This window comes from Streptococcus sp. SC1 (genome assembly GCF_030272855.1).
Lineage (GTDB): Bacteria > Bacillota > Bacilli > Lactobacillales > Streptococcaceae > Streptococcus.
In genome coordinates, this window is the sequence record NZ_JAQCMU010000005.1 from 52987 (window position 1) to 65866 (window position 12880).

The following is a 12880-nucleotide window of genomic DNA, read 5'->3' on the forward strand; positions in this document are numbered from 1 at the left end:
CAGTAAAATTTTTATTAGTTTATTATATGAAGAAAAGGGAATTTTATGAAAAAAAGAGTCACTGGTGACATATACCAGCGCTATTCTTTTAGAAAGCTGTCTGTAGGTCTAGTTTCCGCTACTATCGGAAGCTTCTTTTTGTGTACGACAATGGGAGGAGTTGTCAGCTCTGTTGAGGCAGCGGAAGTGTCTGCTAATCAGTCTACCCTCGTTCAGTATCACTATGTGGTGGAGAGCGATCTGACTGAGGCTGAAAAAGCTGCTATTGTGAAGGAACTACCCAAATTTGCGGAGGATAATTCTGACGCTTATTATTTGGTTTACCGTCCGACAAGTCAGGAAAGTTTGTTAGGAAAGCTCCCTAAGACAGGCGAGTCAGGTCTCTTGGGAGCGACTTTTGCAGCTACAGGTCTGGCCTTGGTTGTTTTAGTGCTGGCGCGAGGGAAAAATGGCAAGAGATACCTGTCTTCTATTTTACTTGTGACAGGATTGGGTTCTGTGCTTCTGCCAGCTTCTGTTTTGGCAATCAGCAGTACGGATTTGGCTGCCTATAATCAAAGTCTGACTTTGGCCGTTGGCGATCAGTTGCCAGAACCTTTGAAAATTACTGGCTACCAGTATATTGGTTACTTAAAAAAAGAAGCGCAGCATCAACTGGCTCAAAGAGGAAACTCTCAGCTGCCAGCCCTTCAAAAGGAAGCCTCAGCTAGTCAGCCTGATCAGGAGTTGAAAGAGTTAGCAAGTCGCCCTAAGAATACTGAAGCTCCGAAAGAGGCGCAGCCTGCTGGCGGAGACTATCTCTCCGAGAAGGAAAGGGAGGAAATTGCTGCTAAAGAAGGGGGATTTGCTCGTCAAACACCTGTTCATGAGCGACCAGAGCTGCAATTTACAAGTCAAGCAAGGACCCAGACCAAAGAAATTCCCTATAAAACGGAGTATCAGTATTCAGATGACTTAGCCGAAGGACAATCTCGAGTGATCCGCGCGGGCATTCCAGGAATTCGCAAGATCGTAACACGTCACTATAGTATTGAGGGAAAAGTCGTAGAGAGCAAGCAGATTTCTGATCAAGTAACCACTGAGCCTATTTCAGAAGTTGTTTTAGTCGGGACTGCAGCAAATAAGGCTGTACCTAAAGAAGCTCCAATACATAAAGTTCCAGAGCTCACTAGTTATGGCACGGTCCCTGATAATGCCCCGGTACAAGAGGTTCTAGAGTTGTCTGACTATGGTACAGTTCCGGATAGCGCCCCCGTGCACGAGGTCCCCGAGTTGTCTGGCTATGGCACAGTTCCAGATACCGCTCCTGTGCACGAGGTTCCAGAGTTGTCTGGATATGGTACAGTCCCTGATACTGCTCCCGTGCACGAAGTTCCCGAGCTTACTAGTTATGACACCGTTCCCGATACTGCTCCCGTGCACGAGGTCCCCGAGCTCACTAATTATGGCACCGTTCCAGATAGCGCTCCCGTGCACGAAGTTCCCGAGCTTACTAGTTATGGCACCGTTCCTGCTAGTGCTCCTGTGCACGAGGTCCCCGAGCTAACTGATTATGGCACAGTTCCAGATACAGCCCCCGTGCACGAGGTCCCCGAGCTCACTAATTATGGCACCGTTCCCGATACTGCTCCAGTCCATGAGAAACCCGAGTTAACTGGCTATGGCACCGTTCCCGCTAGTGCTCCAGCCCATGAGAAACCAGAGCTCACTAATTATGGCACGGTTCCCGATACAGCTCCCGTGCATGAAGTCCCTGAGTTAACTGGCTATGGCACGGTTCCCGCTAGTGCTCCAGTCCATGAGAAACCCGAGTTAACTGGCTATGGCACAGTTCCTGCTAGTGCTCCAATCCATAAAGTTCCAGAGCTCACTAATTATGGCGCCGTTCCTGATAATGCTCCAGTTCATGAGGTCCCTGAGTTAACTGATTATGGTACAGTTCCCACTAGTGCTCCCGTGCACGAGAAACCAGAATTAACTGATTATGGTACAGTTCCCGCTAGTGCCCCCGTGCACGAGAAGCCTGAGTTAGCTGATTATGGCACGATTCCAGATACTGCTCCCGTGCATGAGAAGCCTGAGTTAACTGATTATGGCACGGTTCCCGATTCTGCTCCCGTGCACGAAGTCCCTGAGTTAACTGGCTATGGCACGGTTCCAGATACCGCTCCCGTTCATGAAGTTCCCGAGCTTACTAGTTATGGCACAGTCCCTGCTAGCGCCCCCGTGCATGAGAAGCCTGAGTTAACTGATTATGGCACGGTTCCCGATTCTGCTCCCGTGCACGAAGTCCCTGAGTTAACTGGTTATGGCACGGTTCCCGCTAGTGCTCCCGTGCATGAAGTCCCTGAGTTAACTGGCTATGGCACGGTCCCCGATACCGCTCCTGTGCACGAGAAACCTGAGTTAACTGATTATGGCACGGTTCCAGATAGCGCTCCTGTGCACGAGAAACCTGAGTTAACTGATTATGGCACCGTTCCAGATACCGCCCCCGTGCACGAGGTCCCCGAGCTCACTAATTATGGCGCCGTTCCAGATAGTGCTCCTGTGCACGAGAAGCCTGAGCTCACTAATTATGGCGCCGTTCCTGATAATGCTCCTGTACACGAAGTTCCCGAGTTCACTGGCTATGGCACCGTTCCCGACACTGCTCCCGTGCACGAGGTTCCTGAATTAACTGATTATGGTACAGTTCCAGCTAGCGCTCCAGTTCATGAGGTCCCCGATCTCACTAGTTATGGTACGGTCCCTGCTAGCGCTCCAGTCCATGGACTTCCTGAGTTAGAGTTGGTTGCAAAGGATGAAACTCATGTGGAGAAGATTGCTTTTAACATTGAGGAACAGTATACTGATGAGTTACCTCAGGACGCCCGCCACATCGTCACTCCAGGAGTGCCAGGCGAACGTACGATCAAGACTCGTATCTATAGTTCCAACGGTCAGGAAATTGATCGTCAAGAATTGTTCAATGAGGAGACGCTAGCCCCAGTTACGCAAGTTGTCAAAGTTGGCACCGCCAAGCCACATATGGTACCGAGCACTGCTCCGCAAGCATCTGCCCTCCCAGAGTATCCGCTGACCTACAGGGATGAAACGCGAGTAGAGAAAATTGACTTTACCACACGTGAAGAAGAGACGGATGAGCTTGTCCGAGGCGCTCGCCGCATCGTCACTCCAGGAGTGCCAGGCGAACGTACGATCAAGACTCGAGTTTATACTTCCAATGGTCAAGAATTAGCCCGTCAAGAGCTGTCCAACGAGGAAACTCTAGCTCCAGTCACACAAGTTGTCAAAATTGGCACCGCCAAGCCACATATGGTACCTAGTACTGCGCCGCAAGCATCTGCCCTACCAGAGTACCCGCTGACTTATAAGGATGAAACGCGAGTAGAGAAAATCGACTTCACCACGCGAGAGGAAGAAACGGATGAACTTGTCCAAGGTGCTCGTCAAATCGTCACTCCAGGTGTTCAGGGTGAACGTACGATCAAGACTCGTATCTATAGTTCCAACGGTCAAGAACTTGCCCGTCAGGAGTTGTCCAACGAGGAAACTTTAGCTCCAGTCATGCAGGTTGTCAAAGTCGGCACGGCCAAGCCACATATGGTACCGAGCACTGCGCCGCAAGCATCTGCCCTCCCAGAGTATCCGCTGACCTATAAGGATGAAACGCGAGTAGAGAAAATCGCCTTCACCATACGTGAAGAAGAGACGGATGATCTTGTGCAGGGTGCTCGTCAAATCGTCACTCCAGGAGTGCAGGGCGAACGGATCATCAAGACTAGAGTTTATACTTCTAACGGCCAAGAACTTGCCCGTCAAGAGCTGTCCAATGAGGAAACTTTAGCCCCAGTCACACAAGTTGTCAAAATTGGCACCGCCAAGCCACATATGGTACCGAGCACTGCGCCGCAAGAGCCCGCTTTACCAGAATATCCGCTGACTTATAAGGATGAAACGCGAGTAGAGAAAATCGATTTTACCACTCGAGAGGAAGAAACGGATGAGCTTGTACAAGGTGCCCGCCAAATCGTCACTCCAGGAGTGCAGGGCGAACGGACCATCAAGACTAGAGTTTATACTTCTAACGGCCAAGAACTTGCCCGTCAAGAGCTGTCCAATGAGGAAACGCGGGCAGCAGTTGCTCAGCTTGTCAAAGTCGGCACAATAAAACCGCACATGGTACCAAGTGATGCCCCGCAAGTGGAAGCCTTGAAAGAGTTCGATTTGATTTCGCTTCATGATCTACTGACAGAAGCGAAGCAAATCAAGGCTCAGGCTCGTTATTTCAACGATAGTCAAAGTCGCCAAGCAGCCTATGATACTGCTTTAGTGGCAGGTCATGCGCTTCTCAATCAGTCACAAGCCAGCCAAGCGGAAGTCGACCAGTTGGTGAACCAAATCAATCAAGCCAAGGCTCAGTTACAGGGTCTTGAAGTAGACAAAACACGCTTGCGGAATGAACATGATTTGGGCAGAATTGTGCAGGCGACTGTCCAATATAAGAATGCTGATGCAGATAAGAAGGTAGCTTATACGAACGAATTGACCAAGGCAGAAGAAGTTCTGAATAATCAAACCGCCACACAAGTGCAGGTCAATCAAGCTTTTGCCAGCCTGACAGCAAGCAAGACGGCTCTAAATGGTGTGGCCAAAGTCAAGCCGACAGTTTCGATCTTAAGTCTGACAGAAAATCCAGAGGACAAGTCGGTCACGGTTCAATATAGCTTGGAAGACAAGACAAAATCCTTGCGCTCAGCGACAGCTGAATTGTACAAGGGAGACCAGCTTGTCCGCTCGCTTCCGATTGACAATGTGGCAGGAAGTCTGAAGATTGACGACTTAGACTACTACACAGGCTATACGCTAAAAACCAAGCTGACTTATGAGCTTGATGCTGGCAGCTTGACTGACCTTGAAAAAGATAGCCGCAACTTTGAGTTGCAATACAAGAAGATTTCCTTCCGTGATATTGATTCGGCTGAGTTTTACACTAAAGAAAATGACCAGTTCAAGCGTGTCGTTTCCATGAGCGCTATACCTACGGACCTGTCAAACTACTTTGTCAAAGTCAAATCAAGTGAATCCAAGGACATGCTCCTGCCGGTTCACAGCATGGCAGAAGGGCAGAAGGATGGCAAGGCTGTCTACAAGGTAAGAGTTTCTCTGCCTGAGCTGGTACAAGAGGGCGAAACAGGCTACTACAAGTCTGGCTATGACTTCTATATCAGCAGGACAGTCCCTAGCCAGCAAAATGTTTACACAAGCTTTACTGGTTTGGTAGACGCCATGAAGAAAAATATGGCTGGCAACTTTGTTCTAGGAGCTGATTTGGATGCGAGCGAGGTCAGTCTGGCCCCTGCAGATTATGTCTATCTCCGAGGAAACTTCACAGGCAGTCTGACAGGTAACAACAATGGCAAGCAGTATGCGATTTATAATCTAGCCAAACCTTTGTTTGAAAACCTCAAGAGCGGTTCCTCTATTTCTAATTTGGACCTGAAAGAGGTCAATATTGTCGGGACCTATGACTCTGCTGCCTTGGCTCGTAGTGCAGATAATGCGCAAATCACGGATGTTTCTGCTCAAGGTAGAGTGTCGGTAGTGGGCAATGCTTCGCAAGTGGCTGGTTTGGTCGTTGTTGCAAGTAATAGCCAAATCACCAACAGCTCCTTTACAGGAACTATCCAAGCCAATGACAAGCAGTACAAGGCTTATAATGTCGGCGGTTTGGTTGCCAACCTCAAGGGAGGAAATTCCTTGCTGAGTCAGAGCAGGGCGGATGTGACCATTCTAGCAGGTGCTCGAACAAACGAGCAGCGCTTCGGCGGTCTGGTCGGTCGCTTGGAAGACAATGCCCGCATCAGCCGTTCCTATGTGACTGGAAAGATCCAAAACTCTACGAAGAATGGTCAAATCGGTGGAGTAGTCGGTTCCAATTACTTCAATGGCTTGATTGACAATGTTATCAGCAATGTCAGCGGTACAAATGTCTACAGTATTTCTGGCGACCAAGATTACAAGAATGATCGCATTAAAGAAGCCTATGCCGTTGAAGGAAACGAAACTCTAGGCAATGATCAGTTTGTCACGTCTACTCTGACTTTGGACGAGGCTGAAGAGAAGCTGGCGAGCCTAGACATTAGGACCACGCTAGAAGACAGCAATCTCAATCTTCATACTGTTGACTACAGCAAGGAAAAGAATACTCGTGCAGACCGTCTGATAGCCTATGCTAATATGGAAAAACTTCTGCCATTCTACAATAAGGAAACCATCGTTGCCTACGGCAATAAACTTCCAGATAATCACAAGCTTACTAGAGAGTATTTGCTGGATGTGGTTCCGATGAAGGGCGACCAGATGATCATGGATATCAATAGCAACAAGACTACGATTAACCGCCTGATGCTGCACTTTGAGGATAAGACGGTTGATTATCTAAATCTGACCTATAAAGGAGACTTCAAACATCAAGCTATCGCAGAGTACACTGTGAATGGCTTAGACCTCCTTTATACACCAGAAACCTTCCTATCAGACTATAGCAGGGTTCTTAACCAAGTGCTGCCAGAGTTGAACAAGGTTGTCCTTGACTCACCAGCCATGCGAACTGTTTTAGGCGTGAATGCGGATGCTTCTCTGGATGAGCTCTATCTGGACACAGCCTTTGACCAAGTCAAGACCAAGTTGGCAGAAGAGTTGCGCAAGGTTCTGGCTATGGACAAGTCCATCAATACTGAAGGCGATGTTGTAGCTGACTATGTAGCTCAGAAGATTAGAGCCAATAAGGAAGCATTACTGCTGGGTCTGACCTATCTCAACCGCTGGTATAATATCAACTATGACAAGACCAATGTCAAGGATTTGTCGGCCTATAAGTTTGATTTCTTTGGTAATCATAAGGCTTCGACGCTAGATACCATCATTGCACTCGGTCAGTCTGGTTTTGAAAATCTCAAGGCCAAGAATAACCATCTGGCCTACGATAACTCGCTCTCTGAAGCAACTGGTAAGCGTGGCCTTTTCAACTATCTGGAAAGCTATCGCCAGCTCTTCCTGCCAGACAAGACCAATAACGAGTGGCTCAAGACCAATACAAAAGCCTACATCGTTGAGGCTAAGTCGGATGTGGCAGAAGCTAGACAGCTTCAAGATACAGCTAAGGCCAAGAGCAAGTATTCTGTCGGCGTTTACGACAAGATTACTGCAGATAACTGGGAACACAAGGGCATGCTTCTGCCGCTCTTGACCATGACTGAGAAGGGTGTCTACGTCATCTCCAATATGTCCACCGTCTCCATGGGAGCTTATGATCGCTACCGCCTTGATGCCAATAACAGGGTGCGAACAGATGCAGAATTGGTTGAGTATGTCGAAGACCGAGTTAGAAAGTCAGCTGAATGGCAACGTGACCACTATGATTTCTGGTATAAGATTTTAAGTCCTGAAAGCAAGGACAAGCTCTTCCGTTCTGTTCTAGTTTACGATGGATTCTCATTGGTTGACAAGGATGGTAAAAGATATTGGGCTCCAGCTAATGACAAGAAATCACTAGCTATGCAGGAATTCTTCGGACCAGCCGGCAAGTGGTATCCAAGCAAGGGATACAATGCCTATGCTACGGGAAGTGTCACCCACTTTGATGCTGCTCGCTTGTTAGAAGACTATGGGAACTCTGTCTACACCCATGAGATGACGCATAACTCTGATGGTTCGATCTACTTTGAAGGTTATGGTCGCCGCGAAGGACTGGGGGCTGAGCTCTATGCGCGTGGTCTCTTGCAGTCCACACCAAGTCCAAATGAACCTACCATTACCCTCAATACCCTCTTCAAGACGGACAAGGACTCTAAGACACGGATGCATACCTACAACTTCAAGGAACGTGTCCAAAATGCAGCAGATTTGCAGCACTATGTCCATGGCATGTTTGACATGATTTATACGTTGGATTACCTAGAGGGGACATCGATGGTCAAGCAGAGCGATGCAGCCAAGCTCCAGTGGTTTAGAAAGATGGAGAATTACTATATCACTGATAAATATGGCAAGCAGACCCATGCTGGCAACCAGACCCGCAGCTTTACTGCCGAGGAAATCAAGCAGCTGAAGAGCTTCGAGTCCCTGATTGACAATGATGTCATCACCCGTCGGGAGAATAAGGATAGCGGACAGTATCCACGCAATGGCTATCTCAGTCTCAGCCTCTTCTCGCCAATCTACTCAGCCTTGAGCAATCCAAATGGGGCGCCGGGTGACGTCATGTTCCGTCGCACAGCCTATGAATTGCTGGCAGCCAAGGGCTACCATGAAGGATTCGTCCCTTATGTTTCAGGGAAATTCTCCGAAGAGGCTGCTGCAGAAGGCAAGACAACTTGGGATGGCTGGCTCAGGAGAGATGTTGGTCTGGTGACAGACCAGAAGGTCTTGGAAAATGTATTCAAAGGTGAGTATGCTTCGTGGGCAGCCTTCAAGAAGGCTATGTACCAAGAGCGGATTGACCAGCTAACCAAGCTCAAACCCATCACCATCGAGTACGAACTCAGAAATCCTAACAGTACCAAGCAAGTAACCATTCGCTCGTATGCAGAGATGCAGAAGCTGATGGATGAAGCAGTCGCGGAGGATGTGCGCAACATTACCAATGCGACAAATCGTGTTGAAGCTAGCTGGGTCAACCTGCTCAAGAAGAAGATTTACAATGCCTATCTTCGTGAGACAGACGACTTCAGACAATCAATCTTTAACAAATAAGTCTTAGGTTGCTTGTCGAAAATAGTAAAAAGCTCATGAACCTGCTGAAAAACTGGGTTCATGAGCTTTTTATCTGTTGAAATTCTAGATGGCTGCTTCAATCAAGAGCTTAAGATTGTCTAAGAGGCTATCCAAGGCTAGGACCGCTTTCTGTTGCTGGTCTGGCTGGTAGAGATGTTGGAAGTAGTCTTGGACATTGGCTTCAAAATCCTGAGGCAGGCGGGAGCAATTTTCTTTGGCATACTGGAGCATGCGCTTTTCGCCTGGATGGAGCTGCTCATTGAGGGCAAAGAGGGCATCAAAGTAAGAGGCGAAAAACTCGCTGCTGCGGTGATTAATGCTGAGCAGGTCCTGGCGCTTGAGGGTCTTTTTGATCTGTCTTGAAAAAGCTGGCATAGCTTGGTCGAGAAGTAGGAGCTGCTTACTGATGATATTCCTTTTCAGCTCAGCCGGATAGGGCAGACTGTACTTGCTCTGGAGAGCAGCATAGCGGCCGTCTCGATCGTAGAGAATCTTGCTGTGGATCAGATTGTACCACATACAGGTAGTGTAAGAATTCTGGGCTTGGTGCTCTAAAACGACAGTTCGCAGGTCTTGGTCAAAGTCGTCCAGCGAGCGGTAAATCAGCTCAATCTCGATACCATTATTGAGGACGCAGTCGTCTTCCAGTTCCCAAAATTGATTGCCGATTTCCATATAGGAGCAGTACTTGCTGAGGATTTCCTGGCGGATGGCTGGCTCGAGAGGAGCGCTCAGGTAGACATAGACATCATAGTCTGAGTCTTGGTCAAAATGTTGGCCGGCCCGTGATCCTCCGAGAGCCAGAGCTTCAACTTGCTCCAGTTGAGCTAATTCTTTAAAGAGATTTTGTGGCATAATTTTGTCCTTCTTAATTTTTTGACATCATTCTAGCAAAAAGTGAAAAGGTTTGCAAGGGGGTAAATGGGATCTTTTCTTTCTTTTAAAAAACGTGATGAAGTGGAAGTGCCTAGAGTATTATTTTGATCAGAAAAGCCTTGGTCTTTCTAGGCGGTTTGTGATGTGATTTAGTTGTTTTCTATAAATCTTTCTATTGATTTAATTTATACTTTTCAGTAAGGTAGGTAGGATTTTTCCTAAAAAACTCCATAATTCCTACAATAACTTTCCCTACTACAACAATTATAGAGTATATGATATCGGATACGAACAATAGGAGGTCGGGATGTCCCAGCCTCCTATTCTCCCTTCATCTGTTCAAAGACATAGAGAAAAAATTCTTTCGAAATTTCAAAATGTCCATAACGTAGTTGAGAAGCATATTGACGCCATTCGGGATGTGGCCGTACTTTCTCAATGGGGCAGTCTTTGACAGGGTGGTAGTAGCTGACATTTCGCCGAAATGGTACAAAGCCTTCGAACATCTCTACTTGATAAGCTGTGTCATCTAGAATCTTGCCAACTGCTGTAAAGGCCTGCAGCTTTTCCTGACCATTCAGCTGATACTTGGGGCTGTAGTACAAAAGGTAATCTCCTTTTTTCATTCGGTTCAGCGGTGCTTTCTTTCCATGGCAGACTTGGCAAAAGCCTCCCTCTACACCTCTTAGGACGTGTTCTTTTGATACGACACCCACCCAAAATCTAGTCATTTTCTGCCTCCAGTTTCATTAAGAGTTGATTCAATATTTCTGTTTTATTTCCTAATTTTCCAAAAAATGCCTGATCAATGCTTTCTACCAGAGGAAGAGCTTGGTTAACCTTTTGCAGCCCCATATCTGTTAGAAGTATGATGTTGGCGCGGCTGTCTTTGGGATGGACTTCCCGCATGATCAATTCTTTTTTGACCAAGAGGCGGATGATTTGGGATACGGTCATGACATCCATGTCAGAAAATCGGGCAATATCGGTCTGACTCACCCATTCTTGCTGACGCAGAAGCGCTGCAAGAGTGGTCAGAACGACAAACTGGGGATGGGTCAAATCAATGGTTTTCAGCTCATTTTTAATCAGCCCATGCCACTTGTGGTAGGCGCGGATAAAGAGTAGACCGGTTGATTTTTTATATTCATCCTTGTAGATGGAGTTAAACTGCGATGTTTCCATTAGCTTTCCCTCTAAATATTTTATAAGTACACTTATTATATTCCGACATCTTATTTTTGTCAATAAAAACCCAGTTTAGACTAAAAAGTCCGAACTGGGTTCTGTTTATAGTTTTTCCACATAAATCTGCTGGGCAATCATAGGACTAACCTGGATTGCTCGGCCGTCCACTTCTAGTTGATAGAGCTGGCTGTAGTCGTCATACTGGAGGAAATTGATTTCTTGGTTTATGTTCAGATTGTGCTTTTCCAGATAAGCCAAAAGCTCAAAGTCGTCGTGGACACGGCGGATGAGGTAGCTACCAGGCTCTTGAGCGGAGGCCAGAGTTTGATGGTATTTTTCTTTCAGCAGCTGGTGTTTGGCTGGGATTGTGCCACCATGAGGGCAGGTCTCTGGGAAATCCAGCATTTTTTCCAAGCCTGCGACAAAGCGCTCAGAAACGGTATGTTCCAGAATTTCGGCTTCCTGATGGATTTCGTCCGTGGTGTAGCCCAGCTTTTGGACCAAGAACACCTCAATCAATCGGTGCTTGCGGTAGAGGTCAGAGACCAGTTGCAGGCCTAGGTCGGTCAGCAGGTAGCCGGCCTTTTTGTCCTTGATTAGGAGTTCTTCAGCCAGCATTTTCTTCATCATCTCCGTCACGGCCGGCGGAGAAACCTGCATGTGTTGGGCGATTTCTTTATTGGTGATTTTTCCCTGGCGCGTGCCAATCTCGTAAATACATTTTAAATAGTCTTCTTTATTTGGCGTCATCTTTTGTCCTCGTTGTTTTCCTAAGACTAGTATAGCAAAAAATGCTGAAAGAATACAATTTGAGGCCGAAAGTTCCTTTGTACGTTGACTTTTACATGAAATTTTGGCATATTTAGAGATAAATAGGAGAGGTCTCAAGGATGCATGAGTCTGCTAGCGAAGCTCCGAACGGTGCTGAAGAAATTTCATATGATGGATGTGGATGGTGATGAAAGTAGAAATCAAGCAATACTGCCTAGAATTACAAGCGCTCGGCTGGTCCCAAGCTGCTCTTGATAAAGTTTTTCTAGTAGAAATGGCGTCATTGCCGCATGAATCAGCTTGCCAAGGTCTTTTTGAGGAGGCCCTTATATTTGGCAGTCCGCTCTTTCAGAAGCTATGGTCTTTTGAATGTCGAGCAGTCCAGCCCCAGCAAGCTGAGCAGTTGTTAGAGCTAGCTATGTTCTATATGGACATGCCTGACGAATTGAGTGGGGAAGCAGCAGAAATCACCCACTTGCTCTCACGTATACATCCGGACTTATCGCCACACGCTCCCTTTTGGCGCCAGTTTTCTCAAACGGTTCGGCAGGCTTTTTTTCCAGCAGACTTTATTGCAGACAGTGGCAATCAAAGGTTAAAAGGTCAGTTGCACCAGTTTCGCTACGTCATTTCCAGTCAGCAGGCCCAGTGGATTAGAGAGCATTTTCGTAAGCCGGGGATGACAGATGGCCAGGCTCTCCTAGCCTATTTTCAGGCGCATCCTGATCTGGATTGCCAGCTCTGGGAATCTTCACGGCTGCACAATAAAGCCTTTGTCAATAAGGGCAAGGTGACCTACCCAGACCAGCAGCCCTATCAGGCCAATATCAAGATTCTCCATCGTTTTCATACCGAGTTTATTCTGGATAGGGGAGGGCAGTTTCTCAATATCCTAGATCCAGAAAAGAGCAGTCAAAATGGGCTAGTCAATGGAGCTAGTTTTAATTACGGGGAGAAACCCTCGCTTTTCAATCACAGTTCCCATTATTATTACGATGTCAAAAGTCCAGTCCAGTGGGATCCCCAGTTTCGCAGGCTGGCGATTCGGAATGGCGGGCAAGCTTTCAAAGCTCCTCAGAATAATCGCGGCTTGGCTGGTTACCATACGGCTAAGGGTTGCTATGCAATTGCGGGGAAAAGCGCTAAAAGTCAAGTTGATGCCCAAGTAAAAAACTTTGAAAAATCATTAGTCGAAAAGTTAAAAGGAAAAAATCATCTCAAATATTTATGGAATAAAGTAAAAAATAAGTATCTGAGATTATAG

Annotated in this window: 6 protein-coding genes; 2 read left to right on the forward strand and 4 right to left on the reverse strand. The window is 47.1% G+C overall.

Annotated elements, in window-relative coordinates:
- The first annotated feature begins 45 nt into the window (after nt 1-45).
- Nucleotides 46-8760, forward strand: coding sequence for an SIALI-17 repeat-containing surface protein (locus PAN94_RS07920; RefSeq protein WP_285875403.1), 8715 nt, complete (start codon nt 46-48; stop codon nt 8758-8760).
- Nucleotides 8761-8844: 84 nt separating this feature from the next.
- Here the strand turns inward: PAN94_RS07920 and PAN94_RS07925 are convergent, their stop codons facing one another.
- The 4 genes from PAN94_RS07925 to PAN94_RS07940 all read right to left on the reverse strand — a co-directional run bounded on the left by PAN94_RS07925 (nt 8845) and on the right by PAN94_RS07940 (nt 11595).
- On the reverse strand, nt 8845-9636 hold the full coding sequence (locus PAN94_RS07925) for a nucleotidyltransferase domain-containing protein (protein ID WP_045498059.1): 792 nt from the start codon (nt 9634-9636) through the stop codon (nt 8845-8847).
- 341 nt (nt 9637-9977) lie between these two features.
- On the reverse strand, nt 9978-10388 hold the full coding sequence (locus PAN94_RS07930; RefSeq protein WP_045498056.1) for an EVE domain-containing protein: 411 nt from the start codon (nt 10386-10388) through the stop codon (nt 9978-9980).
- Nucleotides 10381-10842 carry a MarR family winged helix-turn-helix transcriptional regulator gene (locus PAN94_RS07935; protein ID WP_045498053.1) on the reverse strand — a complete coding sequence of 154 codons (462 nt, stop codon included), beginning with the start codon at nt 10840-10842 and terminating at the stop codon, nt 10381-10383. Before PAN94_RS07935 ends, PAN94_RS07930 begins: the two co-directional genes overlap by 8 nt.
- Nucleotides 10843-10947: 105 nt before the next feature.
- Nucleotides 10948-11595 (reverse strand): metal-dependent transcriptional regulator, encoded by a 648-nt coding sequence (locus PAN94_RS07940; RefSeq protein WP_061910568.1) that lies wholly within the window; start codon nt 11593-11595, stop codon nt 10948-10950.
- Between the two features lie 202 nt (nt 11596-11797).
- Between PAN94_RS07940 and PAN94_RS07945 the strand changes: the two genes are divergently transcribed.
- Entirely contained in the window at nt 11798-12880 is a 1083-nt protein-coding gene (locus PAN94_RS07945) for a DUF3114 domain-containing protein (protein ID WP_285875404.1), read from the forward strand.

Excerpts from the sequence above, each read along its gene's own strand:
- PAN94_RS07925 (WP_045498059.1), bottom strand. The coding sequence starts at position 9,636 with ATGCCACAAAATCTCTTTAAAGAATTAGCTCAACTGGAGCAAGTTGAA.
- PAN94_RS07945 (WP_285875404.1), top strand. The coding sequence starts at position 11,798 with ATGGTGATGAAAGTAGAAATCAAGCAATACTGCCTAGAATTACAAGCG.
- PAN94_RS07930 (WP_045498056.1), bottom strand. The coding sequence starts at position 10,388 with ATGACTAGATTTTGGGTGGGTGTCGTATCAAAAGAACACGTCCTAAGA.
- PAN94_RS07920 (WP_285875403.1), top strand. The coding sequence starts at position 46 with ATGAAAAAAAGAGTCACTGGTGACATATACCAGCGCTATTCTTTTAGA.
- PAN94_RS07935 (WP_045498053.1), bottom strand. The coding sequence starts at position 10,842 with ATGGAAACATCGCAGTTTAACTCCATCTACAAGGATGAATATAAAAAA.
- PAN94_RS07940 (WP_061910568.1), bottom strand. The coding sequence starts at position 11,595 with ATGACGCCAAATAAAGAAGACTATTTAAAATGTATTTACGAGATTGGC.